14 protein-coding genes are annotated in these 18,140 nt (G+C 63.9%); 5 read left to right on the top strand and 9 right to left on the bottom strand.

What is annotated here, in order from left to right:
- Positions 1-22 precede the first annotated feature (22 nt).
- Both FHX14_RS27435 and pdeM read left to right on the top strand, forming a co-directional pair.
- On the top strand, positions 23-2,548 hold the full coding sequence (locus FHX14_RS27435; RefSeq protein WP_184380074.1) for a ligase-associated DNA damage response DEXH box helicase: 2,526 nt from the start codon (positions 23-25) through the stop codon (positions 2,546-2,548).
- A 52-nt stretch (positions 2,549-2,600) separates the two neighbouring features.
- Positions 2,601-3,326 (top strand): ligase-associated DNA damage response endonuclease PdeM, encoded by a 726-nt coding sequence (pdeM, locus tag FHX14_RS27440; RefSeq protein WP_184380169.1) that lies wholly within the window; start codon positions 2,601-2,603, stop codon positions 3,324-3,326.
- A gap of 233 nt (positions 3,327-3,559) precedes the next feature.
- Here the strand turns inward: pdeM and FHX14_RS27445 are convergent, their stop codons facing one another.
- The 9 genes from FHX14_RS27445 to FHX14_RS27485 form a co-directional block, all read right to left on the bottom strand.
- Positions 3,560-4,141 (bottom strand): transglycosylase SLT domain-containing protein, encoded by a 582-nt coding sequence (locus FHX14_RS27445; RefSeq protein WP_003588729.1) that lies wholly within the window; start codon positions 4,139-4,141, stop codon positions 3,560-3,562.
- Positions 4,142-4,169: 28 nt separating this feature from the next.
- Positions 4,170-5,156: an alpha/beta fold hydrolase gene (locus tag FHX14_RS27450; protein WP_184380076.1), complete on the bottom strand. Its 987-nt coding sequence runs from the start codon at positions 5,154-5,156 to the stop codon at positions 4,170-4,172.
- A 106-nt stretch (positions 5,157-5,262) separates the two neighbouring features.
- Positions 5,263-5,820, bottom strand: coding sequence for a dihydrofolate reductase family protein (locus tag FHX14_RS27455; protein WP_184380078.1), 558 nt, complete (start codon positions 5,818-5,820; stop codon positions 5,263-5,265).
- A 179-nt stretch (positions 5,821-5,999) separates the two neighbouring features.
- A complete protein-coding gene (locus FHX14_RS27460) occupies positions 6,000-6,800 on the bottom strand; it encodes a TIGR02186 family protein (protein ID WP_184380080.1) in 801 nt (266 codons plus the stop codon).
- The gene (locus FHX14_RS27465) at positions 6,800-7,723 is read right to left on the bottom strand and encodes a sulfite exporter TauE/SafE family protein (protein ID WP_054183786.1); all 924 of its coding nucleotides are present in this window, start codon (positions 7,721-7,723) and stop codon (positions 6,800-6,802) included. The genes FHX14_RS27460 and FHX14_RS27465 overlap by 1 nt, the downstream gene beginning before the upstream one ends.
- Before the next feature lie 550 nt (positions 7,724-8,273).
- A complete protein-coding gene (locus FHX14_RS27470) occupies positions 8,274-12,059 on the bottom strand; it encodes a peptidoglycan-binding protein (RefSeq protein ID WP_184380082.1) in 3,786 nt (1,261 codons plus the stop codon).
- 328 nt (positions 12,060-12,387) lie between these two features.
- Positions 12,388-12,753 (bottom strand): VOC family protein, encoded by a 366-nt coding sequence (locus FHX14_RS27475; RefSeq protein WP_184380084.1) that lies wholly within the window; start codon positions 12,751-12,753, stop codon positions 12,388-12,390.
- An 84-nt stretch (positions 12,754-12,837) separates the two neighbouring features.
- Positions 12,838-13,539 carry an SDR family NAD(P)-dependent oxidoreductase gene (locus FHX14_RS27480; protein ID WP_184380086.1) on the bottom strand — a complete coding sequence of 234 codons (702 nt, stop codon included), beginning with the start codon at positions 13,537-13,539 and terminating at the stop codon, positions 12,838-12,840.
- A gap of 75 nt (positions 13,540-13,614) precedes the next feature.
- A complete protein-coding gene (locus tag FHX14_RS27485) occupies positions 13,615-14,304 on the bottom strand; it encodes a DNA-3-methyladenine glycosylase I (RefSeq protein ID WP_184380088.1) in 690 nt (229 codons plus the stop codon).
- A gap of 238 nt (positions 14,305-14,542) precedes the next feature.
- On the opposite strand from FHX14_RS27485, the gene FHX14_RS27490 reads away from it, so the two are divergent.
- The 3 genes from FHX14_RS27490 (at position 14,543) to FHX14_RS27500 (ending at position 18,137) form a co-directional block, all read left to right on the top strand.
- Complete coding sequence (locus FHX14_RS27490) at positions 14,543-16,339, top strand: acyl-CoA dehydrogenase C-terminal domain-containing protein (RefSeq protein WP_184380090.1); 1,797 nt, start codon at positions 14,543-14,545, stop codon at positions 16,337-16,339.
- A 203-nt stretch (positions 16,340-16,542) separates the two neighbouring features.
- On the top strand, positions 16,543-17,751 hold the full coding sequence (locus FHX14_RS27495) for an acetyl-CoA C-acetyltransferase (protein ID WP_003588709.1): 1,209 nt from the start codon (positions 16,543-16,545) through the stop codon (positions 17,749-17,751).
- Positions 17,752-17,753: 2 nt separating this feature from the next.
- Positions 17,754-18,137: a cupin domain-containing protein gene (locus tag FHX14_RS27500; protein WP_012556535.1), complete on the top strand. Its 384-nt coding sequence runs from the start codon at positions 17,754-17,756 to the stop codon at positions 18,135-18,137.
- Positions 18,138-18,140 lie beyond the last annotated feature (3 nt).

Here is an 18,140-nt window from a genome sequence, read left to right on the forward strand (position 1 = left end):
AGGCTTTCACTACCTTCAGGGCGTGGACCAGACCGATTCCGAATCCCGCGCTTTGCTGCCTGCCGCCTTTACCCGCTGGTTTGCGGAAAAGGGCTGGCGGCCCCGCGCCCATCAGCTGGAGCTGCTGTCCCGCGCCGAGGCCGGCGAAAGCACGCTGCTGATTGCGCCCACAGGCGCCGGCAAGACGCTTGCCGGTTTTCTGCCGTCGCTGACCGATCTCACCCGCCGCGGCAAAATTCCGCCCGGCTCCGCCTTCACCGGCATTCACACGCTCTATGTCTCGCCGCTGAAAGCGCTGGCGATCGACATCGAGCGCAATCTGATGAAGCCGGTCGAGGAGATGGGCCTTCCGGTCACCGTCGAAAACCGCACCGGCGATACGCCGAACGCCAAGCGCCAGCGCCAGAAGCTCAACCCGCCGGATATTCTGCTGACGACGCCCGAACAGGTCGCCCTGCTTCTGGCCAACCGCGAGGCCGAGCGCTTCTTCAAGGATCTGAAATATGTCGTCCTCGACGAGTTGCATTCGCTCGTCACCTCCAAGCGCGGCCATATGCTGTCGCTCGGCCTTGCCCGCCTGCGCCGCCTGGCCCCACGCCTTCAGACCATCGGCCTGTCGGCGACCGTCGCCGAGCCGATGGATCTGCAGAAATGGCTGGTTGCCCAACAGGAGGGCAGCGGGCAGGAGGGCAGGGAACACCATGCCGGTCTCGTCGTCGTCGAAGGTGGCGCCAAGCCTGATATTTCGATCCTGTCGACCGAAGAGCGCATTCCCTGGGCCGGCCATTCCGCCAAATATGCCATTCCCGACGTCTACAACCAGCTGCTCGACCACCAGACGACGCTGCTCTTCGTCAATACCCGCAGCCAGGCCGAAATGCTGTTCCAGGAACTCTGGACGATCAATGACGAGAACCTGCCGATCGCCCTCCATCACGGTTCGCTCGATGTCGCCCAGCGCCGCAAGGTCGAGGCGGCGATGGCCGAAAACCGGCTGCGCGCCGTCGTCGCCACCTCGACGCTCGATCTCGGCATCGACTGGGGCGATGTCGATCTCGTCATCCATGTCGGCGCGCCGAAGGGTGCCTCACGTCTTGCCCAGCGCATCGGCCGCGCCAATCACCGGATGGACGAGCCTTCGAAGGCGATCCTTGTGCCGGCCAATCGCTTCGAGGTGATGGAGTGCCAGGCCGCCCTCGACGCCAATTATATCGGCGCGCAAGACACCCCGCCGGTCGGCCGCGGCGCGCTCGACGTGCTTGCCCAGCACGTGCTCGGCATGGCCTGCGCCGAACCTTTCGACATGCTGGAACTCTACGACGAGATCATCAGCGCCTCGCCCTATGCCGATCTCAGCTGGGAGACCTTCGAGCGCATCGTCGATTTCGTCGCGACCGGCGGTTATGCGCTGCGCACCTATGAGCGTTACGCCCGCATCCGCAAGACCAAGGAGGGCCGCTGGCGCGTTTCCAATCCGGCCGTCGCCCAGCAATATCGCCTCAACCTCGGCACCATTGTCGAAAGCCCGATGCTGAACATCCGCATGGTCAAACGCGGCGAGGGCGGCCGGATCGGCCGCGGCGGCGCCACGCTTGGAAAGGTCGAGGAATATTTCCTCGAGCAATTGTCGCCGGGCGACACGTTTGTCTTCTCCGGCAAGGTGCTGCGCTTCGAGGGCATCCGCGAAAACGAATGCCTGGCCTCGCAGGCATTTTCGCTCGATCCGAAAATCCCCTCCTACAATGGCGGCAAGTTTCCGCTGTCGACCTATCTCGCCGAGCAGGTGCGGGCGATGATCGCCGATCCCGACCGCTGGCGCCATCTGCCGGATCAGGTGCGCGACTGGCTGTCGCTGCAGGAGGACAAGTCGATGCTGCCGAAGCGCGACGAGTTCCTGATCGAAACCTTCCCGCGCGGCAGCCGCGGTTATATGGTCGCCTATCCCTTCGAAGGCCGTCTCGCCCATCAGACGCTCGGCATGCTGCTGACCCGCCGGCTGGAACGGGCGGGCGCCAAACCGCTCGGCTTCGTCGCCACCGATTATTCGCTGGCCGTCTGGGGCCTCGAGGATATGGGGATGATGATCGCCAATGGCCGGCTCAGCCTCTCCGACCTCTTCGACGAGGACATGCTCGGCGACGATCTCGAAGCCTGGCTCGACGAATCCTTCCTGCTGAAGCGCACCTTCCGCAATTGCGCCGTGATTGCAGGCTTGATCGAGCGCCGCCATCCGGGCAAGGAAAAGAGCGGCCGGCAGATCACCGTCTCGGCCGATCTGATCTATGACGTGCTGCGCAGCCACGAGCCGGATCACATCCTCTTGCAGGCGACGCGGCAGGATGCGGCGACGGGACTTTTGGATATTGGCCGCCTTGGCGATATGCTGAGGCGAATCAGCGGCCACATCACCCACCGCCCGCTCGACCATATTTCTCCGCTCGCCGTGCCGGTGATGCTGGAGATCGGACGCGAGGCGGTGCCGGGCGAGGCCCATGACGCGCTCTTGGCCGAAGCGGCCGACGATCTGATCGCCGAGGCGCTCGCCTGAAGAGACTGGGCCTGGAGATTGGGCCCGACGAGAATTGGAAACGACGATAGTGATGAACCGCCTGGCGCTGGCGCGCGACATATCCGGATTGGCTGCAATCCCCGGGATCGAGACATCGGTCCATGGCATTGCCGCCGTCTGCGATCCGCTCGGCGCCCTCTATCTGCCGGACGCCGGCCTGCTCGTCGTGTCCGACCTGCATTTGGAAAAAGGTGCCGCCTTCGCCCGCCGCGGCATGATGCTGCCGCCCTATGATACGCTTGCGACGCTCACCGTGCTTTCAGCCGTCATATCCCGCTATGATCCGAAGCTCGTCGTTTCGCTCGGCGACAATTTTCACGATCGCATCGGCTCCAAGCATCTGCCGGAGAATTTTCGGGCGCTGATCGTCGCCATGGCCCGCGGCCGCGAATGGATCTGGGTCAACGGCAACCACGATCCCGACGGTGTCGTCGATCTGCCCGGCGCTTCAGTCGACGAGATGCACTATGCCGGTCTGACTTTCCGTCACGAGCCGCGGAACGGCTTGCAGAGCGGCGAAATCGCCGGCCACCTGCACCCGTCGGCGACGGTGCGCCGCCGCGAAAGATCCATCCGCCGCCCCTGTTTTGCCACCGACGGCGCCCGCCTGCTGATGCCCGCCTTCGGCGTCATGAGCGGCGGCCTCGATCTCGGCCATCAGGCGATGAAAGGCCTGTTCGACACATCGTCGCTGGTGGCGCATCTGTTGGGGCGGAATCGGATTTATTCGGTCAGGTATGGGAATTTGAGGGGGTAGGCCCCCTGTGATCCGGATGGGGTGTGCCGTGCCAGCCCCCCTCTGGCCTGCCGGCCATCTCCCCCACAGGTGGGGAGATCGCAAGTGGCCAAACCTTCGCATCCGTCTATCGTTTCGCCGGGCTGTGACGCCGATTGCTTGGGGAACCATCGCGCCCTGCCGATCTCCCCACCTGTGGGGGAGATGCCTGGCAGGGCAGAGGGGGGCGCCACACGGAATGCCCCCAATTGTCGCTAATCACACCCCTGCAACTGCTGCTGATACGTCCCGGCCATCCGCGCAAATTTCTGCGCCGTCTGCTGCAACTGCCCGTTCGAGCGCCAGTCGCCGCGCTTGTATCCCGTCGGGCCGGAATAATAGGCGAGGTAGAGATTATAGGCATCGTTCAGCGGAATGCCGGTCTCGGCGCTGTTCTGGGCGTGGTACCAGCCGATGAAATCGATCGCGTCGGCGAAGTTCGCCCGCCGCGCGGTCCAGTTCCCGGTCTGCGACTGATAATGGTCCCACGTCCCGTCGAGCGCCTGCGAATAGCCATAGGCGGTCGATGGCCGGGTCCAGGGAATGAAGCCGAACAGTTTGGTGCGCGGCGGCCGTGCATAGGGCTGGAAGCCGGATTCGGTATACATCGTCGCCATCAGGATCGGCACCGGCACGCCGTATTTCTTCTCCGTTCGCTCGGCGGCACTCTGCCAGCTGGAGAAAAGCCCGTCGCGCTCGTCGAAGACGGCGCAGATGTTCCGCGTCTGCTTCGGCGCCGTCGCGCAGCCGGCAAGCAGCGCGAGACCCACGGCGGTCAGAACGATACGAGTACGCATGACAAAATCTCTCGTTTCCGAGAGATTACTAACTCGTAAATGTTAAAAACCGGTTTTTAGTCGAATACGAACTTCTCTGGAGCGCTGCCTGCGCCGGCCAGGGATGGATGCCGTCGCGCAGCCAGAGGACGCTATCGCGCCAGAAACCCTCGCAATGACGTGAATGGAACAGGCCGAAATGGCCGATCGCCTCGAAGCCGAGATCGGCGGGCTGCAACAGCACTTCGTCGATCTCGGCATTGCGGTAATAGGCAAGCGTGCGGCGGATCGCCGGCACGGTTCCGAGTTCGTCGTCCGACATGGCGACGGCCAGGATGGGTGCGGTTACCGCAGCAAAACGCTTGAGCACCTCGTCCCGTTCCGCGGCCGGGTGGCTCATTTCCATGCGCGCCCGGCGAAAGCTCCATTCATGGGCGACGCCGGCCGGCAGATCCTCGAGCCAGCCGAGCCGTTTGCCGGGAAAATAGCCGAAGAGCGCCGTCAGCGCCGGCATGGCGACGTGCCATTTCATCAGCAGCCGCATCCGGCGCGCCGGCGCATAATCGCGCCAATAGGCGTATTGGGCGCCCATCGTCAGCATGCGGTCGATCCGGCCGGCATGTTTCGAGAGACCCGGCAGAAAACCGCCGATACTGTGGCCGACGATGTAAAGCGGCTGGTCCGCCCGTCCGTCGATGAACCGCAGCGCCGCATCGAAGTCCTTTTCGCCCCACTCCCGCCACCGATAACCGCAGCCGCGGAGCCGCGCCGGCCGCGAAAGCCCAATGCCGCGGTAGTCATAGGTCAGGACGTCGAAACCGTGAGCGGTGAGAAACTGGGCGTAACGGTGATAATAACGTGCAAGCACGCCGGTCGCCGGATTGATGATGACGCTGGCGTGAGCTTTCGCCCAGCCCGAGGTCCAAAGGTGGCCGCCGAGCATCACGCCATCGCTGCATCGGATCTCCACCGGTGTATCCACCGCCGGTCGTTCATCTTGTTCTTCCGCAGGCGGCAGGTCAGCGCCTTCTGCCATGCTCCGTCTCCCATGTTCGGGAACGATGATAGAGGCGCCATTTCCGCAGGAAAAGCCGAATGCGGCCCCGGATTGGGCCGCCGGCGTTATCAGATAGTCTAACACGCTACGCTTTCACGGGCTCGTAGCGCAGGATCACCGCGCCGCCTTGTGTCGTTGAGGATTCGATGAGTTTCAGCGGCACCTGGCCCGCCGCAGGCTTGAAGAGTGGGTTGCCGCCGCCGAGGATGACGGGCACGACGCAGACCTTGATTTCATCGATAAGCCCCGCTTTCAGCAGGCTGTCGGCAAGCTCGGCACTGCCGAAGATGAAGATCGTCTTGCCGTCCTCCTGCTTCAGCCGCGTCAGTTCCGGGATCGGATCGCTGACGACGCGGGCATTGTTCCAGCCGGGCTCGGCCATCGTCCGCGATACGGCGATCTTGGCGATGCCGTTCATATAGGCCTTGATTGTGTCTTCGCTTTCGGCGGTCGGCCAGTAGGAGGCCATGCCCTCATAGGTCTTGCGGCCGAACACCAGGAGATCGCCTTCCTCGCCGAATTGCTCGGCATAGCGCTGTAGTTCCGGCCCCCAGGCGAGATTGTGGAAGTCGATATCCCAGGGCTTGGTGCCTTCGAAATAGCCGTCGAGGGTCATCAGGTTCCAGACGATAAGCTTTCTCATGTCCATCCTCCTTGTGGATTGCATTCACCACAACAAACCGATTGCGATTAGCAACTGGTTCAAACTAGAGCGACTGATAGCAAAATGCAAGCGGTTTTTCACGCGAAGGCAGGATGAACCGCATCCGCGCCGCGTGCCATTCCGGGAGGAGATTTTCATGATGCCGCGCCGGCGGCGGCTCAGTCCTTGCGGAAGATCAGGCTGGCGCCCCAGCCGGTGATGAGGGCGAGCAGCACGGACGCGCAGCCGTAGAGGATCGGCTGACCATGGGCGGCGTCGGTGATCATCTGCTCGATGCCGGTCTTGATGACGCGTAGCGGCAGCGATTCCTCGGTCACCAGAATGCCGCTCTTGAACAGATAGGCGCGCACGGTGTGGACGCCGTTCGGGATGTTTGCCGGCAGGCGCAGGCTCGCCTTGAAGAGGTTGGAGGAAACGAAGCGCACGCCGCTCGGGTTGCGGTCGTAGAACCCGCCGCCCTGCTGCAGCCGCCGGAAGGCATCGCGGAATTCGCCGAGATTGCTGCCGTCGCCGACGAAGCCGACCGGCGTCAGCGGAATATGATCGATGCCGATCCCCTGGTCGGTCAGTTCGAGCGGCGTCGTCAGGTCGTCGATCATCCGCGAACTCGACATCGAATAGGAGTGCGGCACGGATTCGAAGGTCATCGAGCGCGTATTCACCCAGATGCCGAAGACGCGCTCCTTCTTGCGCACCGTCGCATCCTGTCGCGGGCCCTCCAGCACCACGACCACGTCATATTGGCCGATGGCGAGCAGCAGCTGGTCGGTATTCGACAGCGCCCCGAAAATGGTCAGATCGGCGCCGTGGAAATCCGAGGTGATGGCGATTTCGCTGGTCGACGTGCCGATCTCAAGCCCTTCGCGCACCGCTTCGGTTGACTGCCCCGGCAGCCATTGCGCTCCGGCTACCGCCGGCAGCAGGCAAAGCAATGTGAGGACGGCGGCAAGCAGGCGCATCAGTTGTGGGCTCCGATCACCACCGAATAGATGTCGGCCGGCGTAACCACCAGGGCGATCGCCAGACGCAGGCCGACGGCAAGCACCAGCAGGCCGAGCAGCGCGCGCAGCTGTTCGCCGCGCAGCTTCTGGCCGACGCGCACGCCGTATTGCGCGCCGATGACGCCCGCCACCATCAGGATGAAGGCGAGCACGATATCGACGGAAAAATTCGTCGCCGCCTGGACGATCGTCGTATAGGCGGTCACGAAGATGATCTGGAACAGCGACGTGCCGACGACGACATTGGTCGGGATGCGCAACAGATAGATCATCGCCGGCACCATGATGAAGCCGCCGCCGACGCCCATGATCGAGGTGAGGATGCCGATCGCAAAACCGAGCGCGACGATCGGAATGACGCTGAGAAAGATCTTCGATTTCTTGAAGCGCACCTTCAGCGGCAGTCTGTGCACCCAGTGCTGGTGGCCGGGCTTGCGCGGCGCCGGCGGCTCGTTGCGCGCCGCCCGCCGCATGGCGTTGATGCTTTCGAGCAGCATCAGCCCGCCGACCGTGCCGAGAAAGATGACATACATCAGCGAGATGATCAGATCGAGCTGACCGATGGCGCGCAGCAGCGAGAAGATCCAGATGCCGACCGTGGCGCCGGTGAGGCCGCCGATCAAAAGCACCGTGCCGAGCTTGACGTCGAGCGTGCCGCGCCGGAAATGGGTGATCGCCCCCGAGATCGACGAGGCCACGACCTGGTTGGCGCCGGTGGCGACGGCAACGACCGGGGGAATATTGTAGAAGATCAGCAGCGGCGTGATCAGAAAGCCGCCGCCGACGCCGAACATTCCAGACAGGAATCCGACGGCCGCCCCCATGCCGAGAATGATGAAAATGTTCACCGACAATTCTGCGATGGGCAGATAGATTGTCACAGCCGACCCCGAATGATGACCGCTCCTGCCGGGCGGTTTCTGTCACGTCCCCGTTCGAATGCGCACCATACTGTGAAATCGTTGCCAGAGGCTTTCGATCGGCCCTTGGATCGAGCGATGGAGATGGTGGCAGAAGATTCGCCGGATGCGCGGATGGATATGTCCCGCATAATCCGGCTTTTTTCAGATTGCATGACGGGCGGGCGCAAAAAGTGGAGAAAGCCTTGCGGCATAGTGCCGCCAGGCTCGGATCGCGGACAAAGTCCGGCCGAGCCTTTGGATTTGCAACACAATAGCTGCCCACCCTAACCCCGCCGGGGACATGCCTTGGGAGAGTTCGGCAGAAAGCCAACCCCACTCTCCGTCATCCTCGGCCTTGAGCCGAGGATCCCTGCCGCGGCTGCTGGTGGATGCCGTGTGGACGCTCGGCTCAAGGCCGAGCATGACGGAGGGTGGGCGTGCACGAGGGACTATTCACGGCTCAGAGCCCGGTTCCGGATGCCATCCACCAATTGCCAACGCGGATAAAGACCGTCCGCCGCCGCGCCTCTCAGATCGCCTTGGCTCCCTGCTTGTTGCGTTCGAGCAGCGCTTTGACGGTCGCGTCGGTCACTTTGCCGTCCGGCTCCTGGCCGATCGACTTCTGGAAGTTCTTGATCGCGGTCACCGTCTTGGCGCCCATTTCGCCATCCGGTGTCCCGGCGTCGAAGCCGTTATTGTTGAGGATCGCCTGGATGTTGCGGACCGCCTTCTTCATGTCGACGCTCGCCGTCTTCAGGCCGGTTCCCGCCCATTCGTCCGGAATGTCGATGGTATTGCTGCGGTGGTCGAGCGGCTCCGGCTTCCAGAGATCGGCCTTCGCGCGGGCGCGTTCGAGCTGGTCGGGCTTCATGGCGTTGGCCACTTCGTCGCGCTTCTGCGCCGCATCCTTGTCGCCGGCCTTGGCGGCGATCGCGAACCATTTGTAGGATTCTTCGAGATCCGCCGGAACGCCGTTGCCCCTCGCACAGAGGATCGCCAGGTTGAACTGGCTGTCGGTGATGCCGAGGTTGGCGGCCTTGGTGAACCACGAGGCCGCCGTCGCATAATCCTGCTGGCCGAGCGCGCCGGAGGCGTAGAGCACGGCGAGATTGTGCATGGCGCTGGCATTGCCCTGGTTCGCCGCCTGCTCGTAGAAGCCCTTGGCCTTGGCGATGTCGCGTTCGACGCCGTTGCCCTTCTCGTACATGCTGCCGAGGCGGTATTGCGCCGGCGCAAAACCCTTGTCGGCCGAAAGCTGGTACCAGCCTGCAGCCTGCTTCTGATCGACCGCGATGCCGTTGCGGCCGTCCGAATAACGCGCGCCGATCTCAAACAGCGCCAGCGCATCGCCGCCCTGCGCCGCATCGGCAAGCGATTTCGGCTGGATGGTATCGGGAATGGTGATAGCGGCCTGCGGGCCTGATGCGGCCGGCGTGTTCGGGACGAAACCCGATGTCTCCTGCGCAGCACCCGATGGGGCGGCCGGGGCAAGCGTCGCCGCCCCCTCGCCATCAAGCGGCGTTGCGTCGGTCAGATGATCGCCGGCAACCGGCGGGGCTGCTTGCGGCTGTGTCTGCTCGCCGGCCGGTGGCGTCGCCTCCGTTGCGGGAGCGGCCATGTCTGCCGCATTGTTCTCCGGCTGGGCGGGTGTCACCTCAGGCGAGGCCGGCTGCGGGCTTTCCGTGGCGCCGGTCAGCGCCGAGACTTCGGCCGGCGCCTGCGGCGCGCTCTCGCCGCTCGTCAGCGTTCTGGCAAGCGGAAATGCCATGATCGCGAGCAGCACGGCGCCGACTGCCAGCAGGATCGGCCGGCGGTAGCGCGAAAAGGCGCTGGTCTTGCCTGTCTTATCCGTCTTGTCGGAAATCTTTCCGGCCTTGTCGGCAGCCTTCTTCTCGCCCTTGACGGCTGCCTGTTTCGGATTGGCGTCCACTTCCATCGCGGCCGCCTGGGCGGCGCGGCGGGCAGCGGCGATATAATCGGCGCGATCGGTTTCGGCGGCCGGTTTGCCGCGTGCCGCACTCTGGCTGGCGCGGACCCGCTCGAGGATCTTCTTGACGTCGGGTGCGCCCGAGCCAGGCTCGAGCAGTTCGTTGGACGCGTCGGTCGGCACCACGTCGGCGGGATCGATCGACGGCGCAGGGTCGATCATCGGGCGTTCGGTTGCCCGGCTCTCGGTCTTCTTGCCGGGCAGCAGGCGCTTGCCGAGACTGGCGAGCAGGCTGGCCTTTGCCGGTGCCTGTGCCAGCGCTGGGGTGGCAGCCTCCGGTGTTCTGGTCGCGGCTTCGATGGCGATCGCGCTCGTTCCGCTCATGGCGGTCGCCTGCGCCGGGGCGGCAGGTTCGGCGGCGACCTCGGCGGTGCGGATGACCGGAGAGGCCTTCGCCGTGGCGACAGCGGCCGGCGCCTTGTTCATCTCGGCCTCGGCCACCATCAGCGCATAGGGATCGACATCGAAATCGACCTCGGCCAACGGCATCTGGGCGGCCGGCCGCCCGCGCTCTTCCATGCCGTCGAGGCGGTCGGCGATATGAACCAGCGTCTCGTGCAGCGCCTTGAAGGTCTTGTGCGTGCGTTCCTCGCTGTCGCGGCTGATATCCTCGAGATGGCGCAAATCTTCGGCGAGCGCCGTCAGCGCCGACATGTCGGCGGCGGGCACGCCGCCCTGCGCGGCGCCATTGCGCGAATAGGCCTCGACGACGGCTTCCGCCGCCTGGCGCGCCGCCTCGATGATATATTCGTCGCTCGTCGCCATATAATCTTCGATCGCGCCCATGCGCCGGTCGAGATCGGCGGGGATCTGAGCGCTTTCGCGCGGCTCGCTCATCAGGGCCGAAAGATTGGCGATCTGGTCTTCGAGGTTCTTCAGCGCATGCGGATCGGTCGGCGCTGCCGCCGTGCTCTCTTCCAGCCGGGCGGCGATGTCGCTCAGCCGTCCTTCGAGGCGCCGGAAGGCACCATCGTCGACCGCAGCGGCCGGCGCCGGCGGCTGATGGGCCATCTCGTCGATGCGCCGGGCGAGATAATCGAGCCGCTGCGCCAGCACGTCGTTGACGGCGCCGTTCTCGAGCGCGTCGATCTTGCGGGAAATGTCGGAAAGCGGTCCGGTGAGATCGGGCTGCGGCGCGGCCTTCTGGCTGTGCTCCAGCAGATAGGAAAGATGTTCCAGCCGTTCGTCGAGCCGCGACGTCGCTTCCGCCTTGGTCAGCTCCTCGACGCGGGATGTCAGCGCCTCCAGCCGCAGCGCCAGCTCGTCATCAGGCGTGGCGCGATTGGCCGCATCATGGCTCATCAGGTCGATCTGGTCGGCGAGCGCCGAAAGCCGGCCTTCCAGCCGCTGCATCAGCCCCGGATCGTTGGCGGCAGCCGCACGTCCGCTGGCCGCGATCGCCCGGCTGATCTCGTCGAGCCGCATGTCCATGGCGGCGAACTGTTCGGACATCACCCGGTCGTGCGGCTGGATCATGCTGCCGAACTGTTCCATCGCCGTGGCGATGGCGATGAGCTTGTCCTCAAGCGCCCTGACTGCCGGGCTTTCGCCCATGCCGCCGATATGGCGCTTGATGTCGTCGAGTCGGTAGGCGAGCGAAACCAGCTCTTCCTGCAGCCCCTCGGTATCGAGTGCGGCAAGCCGGCTTTCGAAGCCGTCCCAGCGATTTTCCATATGGCGCAGCGAATCCTCGCGCGCCAGCCCGTCCATCAGCGAGCGCAGCTCCTCGAAATCCTCGCGAAGGCCGGCGGCCTCCGGGGCGCTCGAACGGCCGGTCAGCTGGGTGATGCTCTGGGCAAGGCGGCCCATATCGGCGCGCATGTCGTCGGCGAAGCGGCCGTCTCCGGCATTCGTCTTGATCTCGCGCAATTCGGTGCGCAGCGCGTTCATCTCGCGGGTGACGCCTTCGGAGATGTCGCGCTTCAGGTCCTGGCGCAGGTTGACGAGCGCCTGGGCGATCTCCGTCATCGTGTCGTCGCCGGCGCGGAAGGCGGGTGCCGCCTGCGGTGCGGGGCGCGGCGCAGGGTCGCGCAATTGCGGGGCCGGCTCGCGTCCGTAGGGCCGCTCACGGCCGGCTTCGAGGGCGCGCTGGCGCTGGCGGATTTCGGCGAGCGGATCCGGCCGCGGCTCGATCGGCGCCCTTGCCGGGCGCGGCGTGTTGGAGCCGGCATAGGGATCGCGCTCGGCCGTTGCCGTGCGCGGCCGCTGTTCGCGCCCGCTGCCCATCAGCCCTTCAATGCGTGCCTCCAGCCCCTCGATCGTGCGGTTCAGCGCATCGAGCGAGGTCCTGTCGGACTGTCGGGAAGGATTTGATCGCGATCCGTTCATCTTCTTGCTCGCTTCGACTGCTCGACCCCTCGTCAGAGCTCGATCCGTGGCTTTTCCGTCTGTGGCCCGCGTCTTCACGCGGACCGGAGCATCTTTCATCAGAGGTTAGTCAATTAGACTTTCCTCAAGCTGAACGATGTAGCGGCATCCTTGAGAAACGCGAGACTGGGAAAAGGAATGCGGATTGCTATTGCTCAATCCGCACCTTTCACGAAACGTGGTAAACAAGCCGTTAATGTCGCTGAGAATTTTTTAACGTTTGGGCTCAAAACGCCGTTTTTGGCGGCAATTGCCGGCCAATTGTTCGGATCGAACAGCGGTGGTGCGTTCAGGCCGGCCGCTTATATTGCAGCTCGATCTTCACGCCCTCGGGGCCGTAAACGAAGACTTGGCCGAGATCGGTGTCGGGAATATCGTAATATTCGTAGCGATAGCCGCTCGCCTTGATGCGCTCCAGCGCCGGGGCGAATTCATAAAGGCTGAAGGCGATATGGTCGAAAATCCCCAGTGGAAAATCGGCGCTGCGCGATGTCAGGCTGAGATGGATGACCGGGCGGTCGTCGAGATAGAGCCAGTGGCCGGGCGAGGGGAAGGGTGGCCGATAGCCTTCCTCGACGCCGAGCACGGTCTTGAAGAAGCCGATCATGCGAGGCGCATCGCGTGTTTCGATCGTGACATGGTCCAGGCGCGGCATCGGTTCCTCCCAACCAGCTCTTTCGACGAAACATAGTCTGTTCGTAACCGCCGCGAAAGCGGCCTCTTCGGCGCCGCCGGCGGCTCAGAAGTTCTCCGTCCAGGGCCGGACTTCCACCTCCAGCGACCATGCCCTGCGGTGCTGGCGAAGCACGTCGATATAGGTCTGGGCGATCGCATCCGGCAGCAGCGTGCCGTCGGGTTTCTCTGCCCGATCCGGCCGGATTTCGGAACGCACGCCGCCGTCGATGACGAAATGGGCGACATGGATGCCCATCGGCCCGAGCTCGCGGGCGGCACTCTGGGCAAGGCCGCGCAGCGCGAACTTGCCCATAGCGAAGGGAGCCGATTGCGCAAAGCCTTTCACGCTTGCCGAAGCGCCGGTGAAGAAGATCGCGCCGCGGCCGCGCGGTATCATGTGCTGCGCCGCCTGTTGCGCCACCAGAAAGCCGCCGAAGGCGGTGGTCGCAATCGCCTTTTCCACCTCGGGGGGGTCGAGTTCGGCAAGCGGGCCGCGCACCCGGGCGCCCGCATTGAAGATCACGACCTCTGGCCCGCCGATGGTGGCGGCGGCCTCTTCGAACAGCGCCGCGACGCTGGCAGGCTGCGAAACATCGGCGCTGAATGCGCTGGCGCCTGTTTCTTCCAAGAGCGCCTGGAGCTTTTCGATGTTGCGGGCGGCAAGCCCGACCTTGACGCCGAGCGCCGACAATTGCCGGGCGAGCGATGCGCTGATGCCGGAACCCGCCCCGACGATGAGGGCGCTGGCATAGGGAAAGTCGGACATGAGTATCTTCCTGCGTGGATCGTCCGAAAGAGGTAGGAAGTGGCAATGGCTCGTGCCAGCGCCCTGGCCGGAGTTTCAGTGCGGCCCTCCCGCATCGATCGAATAGGCGCTGATGCGCGAGAGGTGAATGAAGGAAAGGCCGGTCTCCTCGGCCCATTGGTTGAAGGCCTGCTGGATCAGCGGCTGATCCTTCTTCGCTGTGCCGGAAGCAGACAGCGGCACGCCCGCCGATCGCAGGCAGGCGAGCACGTCCATCGTTGCGACGAAACTGTCGCGGCCGATACCGCGCAGGAAATATTGCCCGGTCATGCCGCCGAGCCGGCTGCCGCGTTTGCTCAACAGGTCCAGAAGGCCGATCTGATCCTCCCGCGGCCAGTCGGCGAAAAAGGCGCCGGCGCTGCCATGTTCCTTCGCCAGTTCCCGGACGAAGGCGGCATTGGCGCGCACCGACATGATCTTCGCGCCGTTGCGGATGATCCGTTCGTCCGAGGTCAGCTCATGCCAATATTCGTCGGGCGCGATATTCAGCATTGCCGGATCGAAGCCGGAAAACGCCGCTTCGAAACCCGGCCACTTCGCATCGATCACCTTCTGGACGAAGCCGCTGTAGAAGATACGCCGGGTCATATCGGCGAGGATGCGGTCGTCGGGCATGGCGCGCAGCGTCTGGTGATCCGGCCGATGTTTTTCCAGAATTGCCTGCAGCGCGGCCGCGCCGCCTTTCCGCTGCTCTGCACGCTGCCTTATCGCCTCGAAACTGATCATCGTGAAGCATTCCCGATCTGCCGTTTAAATAGCCTTCCCGCTTATACGCCGTTCCGCGATGGACAAGGAAGGGGAGATGGCGTCTCGTCAGCCCGCAGCAGTTGCGGATTCGCGCCCGCAATTTTTTTCGCGAAAGGCGGCCAAGGTGCCGATTTTGACGTTTACGCAAACGTCAATATTTTGTAAGACAGTCCGCGAGGCCGGCGCGACCGGCAGTCGAATGGGAGGAATTTGACAGATGCCAGTCTACAAGGCCCCGGTGAACGATACGCTCTTCGTCCTGAACGACGTGCTGGGCCTCGAACGCTACAACAATCTGCCGGGTTTTGCCGACGCCACGCCCGATATGATCGAAGCGATCCTCGGCGAGGCGGCCAAGGTGGCCGAAGAAGTTCTCTTTCCCGTGAATTATTCCGGCGATCAGGAGGGCTGCACGCGCCATGACGATGCCAGCGTCTCGACGCCGAAGGGCTTCCAGGATGCTTACAAAGCCTATCGCGATGGCGGCTGGATCGGCCTTGCGGTGCCGGAGGAATTCGGCGGGCAGGGGCTTCCCTATACGCTGCATACCGCCGTCGGCGAATATACCTCCGCTGCCAACATGTCGTTGATGATGTATCCGGGCCTGACGCAGGGCGCGATCGCCGCGATCCTCGTCCACGGTTCGACCGAGCAGAAGGCGACCTATCTGCCGAAGATGGTCGACGGCGCCTGGACCGGCACCATGAACTTGACCGAGCCGCATTGCGGAACCGATCTCGGCATGCTGCGCACCAAGGCGGTGCCGCAAGCCGACGGCAGCTACAAGATTTCCGGCCAGAAGATCTTCATCTCCGCCGGTGAGCATGACCTGGCCGACAATATCGTCCATCTGGTGCTTGCCCGCATCGAGGGCGCGCCGGAGGGTACCAAGGGCATCTCGCTCTTCATCGTGCCGAAATTCCTGGTCGGCACGGACGGCGCGCTAGGCGCCCGCAACGCGGTCACCTGCGGCGCGATCGAGCACAAGATGGGCATCCACGCCAACGCCACCTGCGTCATGAATTACGACGAGGCGACCGGCTTCCTGATCGGCGCAGAAAATCGCGGCCTCAACGCCATGTTCGTGATGATGAACGAGGCCCGTCTGATGGTCGGCCTGCAGGGCATCGCCATTTCCGAGATCGCCTATCAGAATGCCGCCAACTACGCCCGCGACCGCATCCAGGGTCGTTCGCTGTCCGGCCCCAAGGCGCCGGATAAGAAGGCCGATCCGATCATCGTCCATCCCGATATTCGCCGGACGCTGATGACCATTCGCGCCTTCAACGAGGCCGGCCGCGCCTTCCTGCTGTGGACGGCGCTGAAATCCGATATCGCCCACCGCGCCACCGACGACAAGGAGCGCCAGACGGCCGACGATATTCTCGGCCTCGTCACCCCGATCCTCAAGGGCGTGATGACCGACAAGGGCTTCGACCATGCCGTCATGGCCCAGCAGGTCTTCGGCGGCCACGGCTATATCGAAGAACACGGCATGAGCCAGTATGTGCGCGATGCCCGAATCGCCATGATCTATGAAGGCGCCAACGGCATTCAGGCGCTTGATCTCGTCGGCCGCAAGCTGGCTCTGAACGGTGGCCGCGCCGCCATGGCGCTGTTCAAGGAGATCGGCGATTTCTGTGAGGAGAACCGCAGCGACGAAAAACTCTCCTTCTTCACCAAGCATCTGAAGAAGGGCTTGAACGACGTCCAGGCCGCGACCATGTGGTTCATGCAGAACGCCATGGCCAAGCCCGACAATGCCGGCGCCGGCTCAACCGACTACATGCACCTCTTCGGCCTCGTCGTTCTCGGCTATATGTGGGCCAAGATGGCGAAAGCCGCCGAGGACGGCCTTGCTTCCGGCGACGGAGCCCGCGAGGATTTCCTGAGGAATAAGCTGATCACAGCGAAATTCTTCATGGAGCGCATCATGCCGGAAACCGCCCTTCGCAAGGCCCGCATCGAAGCCGGCGCCGACACGATGATGGAGCTGGCCGCGGAAGCGTTTTGAGACGAATTCCCCCTTCTCCCCAGAGGGGAGAAGATGTCCGAAGGACAGAGCGGGGGTGAGCGACGAAGGAGCGAACGGCCGCGCGTAGGCAAGGCCGAGTTTGCCGCGAGCGCCCCTCATCCGACCTTCGGCCACCTTCTCCCAGCGGGGAGAAGGGGAGTTGAGATTTACCGGCGCCGCCGCGCCGCCAGGGAGACGAGACAATGACCGAGGTTTTCATTTACGACCACGTCCGCACGCCGCGCGGCCGCGGCAAGAAGGACGGCGCCCTGCATGAGGTGCCCTCCGTCCGCCTTGCGGCCAAGACGCTGGAAGCAATCCGCGACCGCAACGGGCTCGACACTGCAACCGTCGACGACATCATCATGGGCTGCGTCGATCCGGTCATGGATGCCGGCGCCGTCATTCCCAAGGCCGCCGCTTTCGAAGCCGGTTATTCCACCAGGGCGCCCGGCATGCAGATCTCCCGTTTCTGCGCCTCCGGCCTCGATGCCGTCAATTTCGGTGCCGGCAAGATCGCCCAAGGGGCCGACGATATCGTCATTGCGGGCGGTGTGGAAAGCATGTCCCGCGTCGGCCTCGGCATGTCCGGCGGCGCCTGGTTCATGGATCCTTCGGTGAATTTCCCGGCCTATTTCATGCCGCAGGGCGTCTCGGCCGATCTGATCGCCACCAAATACGGTTTCTCCAGAACCGATGTCGACGCCTACGCCGTCGAGAGCCAGAAGCGCGCCGCCCATGCCTGGCAGCAGGGCTGGTTCGACAAGTCGGTGGTGCCGGTCAAGGACCAGAACGGCCTGACGATCCTGGACAAGGACGAGCATATGCGCCCCGGCACCGACATGCAGGCGCTCGCCTCCCTCAATCCCTCTTTCCAGATGCCCGGCGAGATGGGCGGCTTCGAAGCCGTCGGCATCCAGGCCCATCCGGAAATCGAGCGTATCAACTATGTCCACCATGCCGGCAATTCCTCCGGCATCGTCGATGGTGCCGGCGTCGTTCTGCTCGGTTCAAAGGCCGGCGGCGAAAGCATGGGTATCAAGCCCCGCGCCCGCATCAAGGCCTTCGCCAATATCGGCTCCGATCCGGCCCTGATGCTGACCGGACCCGTCGATGTCACCGAGAAGCTGTTGAAGCGGACAGGCATGCGCCTTGCCGACATCGACCTCTTCGAGCTGAACGAGGCCTTCTCCGCCGTGGTGCTGCGCTACATGCAGGCCTTCGACATCGACCACGACAGGATCAACGTCAATGGCGGCGCCATCGCCATGGGCCACCCGCTCGGCGCCACCGGTGCGATGATCCTCGGCACGGTGCTCGACGAGCTTGAACGCCGCGACTTGAACACCGCGCTGGTGACGCTCTGCATCGGCGCCGGCATGGGCACGGCGACGGTTATCGAAAGGGTCTGATGATGAGCTTCAACACCGGCACGATCGAAACCGAATATGCCGAGGTCACCGAGCACTGGTCGCCTCGCGTCATTGCCGATCTCAACGGCCAGAGCGTCAAGCTCGCCAAGGTCCAGGGCCAACTCACCTGGCATTCCCACCGCGACGAGGATGAGCTTTTTCTCATCTGGAAGGGAGCGCTGACAATCGAATATCGCGACCGCCCGCGTGTACATCTCAAGGCTGGTGATTTTCACGTCGTGCCGAAGGGTGTCGAGCATAATCCGGTGGCCGAGGAGGAATGCTGGATCGTGCTTTTCGAGCCGTCGCAGACCAAGCATACCGGCGACGTCGTCACCGAAAAGACGAAGACAGTCGACGCGCAGCGCAGCCATTTGCCGGCCTGATCG

Source organism: Rhizobium sp. BK619, from assembly GCF_014195245.1.
Classification (GTDB): domain Bacteria; phylum Pseudomonadota; class Alphaproteobacteria; order Rhizobiales; family Rhizobiaceae; genus Rhizobium; species Rhizobium acidisoli.

Coding starts and splice junctions, on each gene's coding strand:
- FHX14_RS27500 (WP_012556535.1), top strand. CDS start 17,754: ATGAGCTTCAACACCGGCACGATCGAAACCGAATATGCCGAGGTCACC.
- FHX14_RS27480 (WP_184380086.1), bottom strand. CDS start 13,539: ATGTCCGACTTTCCCTATGCCAGCGCCCTCATCGTCGGGGCGGGTTCC.
- FHX14_RS27490 (WP_184380090.1), top strand. CDS start 14,543: ATGCCAGTCTACAAGGCCCCGGTGAACGATACGCTCTTCGTCCTGAAC.
- FHX14_RS27475 (WP_184380084.1), bottom strand. CDS start 12,753: ATGCCGCGCCTGGACCATGTCACGATCGAAACACGCGATGCGCCTCGC.
- FHX14_RS27445 (WP_003588729.1), bottom strand. CDS start 4,141: ATGCGTACTCGTATCGTTCTGACCGCCGTGGGTCTCGCGCTGCTTGCC.
- FHX14_RS27460 (WP_184380080.1), bottom strand. CDS start 6,800: ATGCGCCTGCTTGCCGCCGTCCTCACATTGCTTTGCCTGCTGCCGGCG.
- pdeM (WP_184380169.1), top strand. CDS start 2,601: ATGAACCGCCTGGCGCTGGCGCGCGACATATCCGGATTGGCTGCAATC.
- FHX14_RS27470 (WP_184380082.1), bottom strand. CDS start 12,059: ATGAACGGATCGCGATCAAATCCTTCCCGACAGTCCGACAGGACCTCG.
- FHX14_RS27450 (WP_184380076.1), bottom strand. CDS start 5,156: ATGGCAGAAGGCGCTGACCTGCCGCCTGCGGAAGAACAAGATGAACGA.
- FHX14_RS27485 (WP_184380088.1), bottom strand. CDS start 14,304: ATGATCAGTTTCGAGGCGATAAGGCAGCGTGCAGAGCAGCGGAAAGGC.
- FHX14_RS27455 (WP_184380078.1), bottom strand. CDS start 5,820: ATGAGAAAGCTTATCGTCTGGAACCTGATGACCCTCGACGGCTATTTC.
- FHX14_RS27495 (WP_003588709.1), top strand. CDS start 16,543: ATGACCGAGGTTTTCATTTACGACCACGTCCGCACGCCGCGCGGCCGC.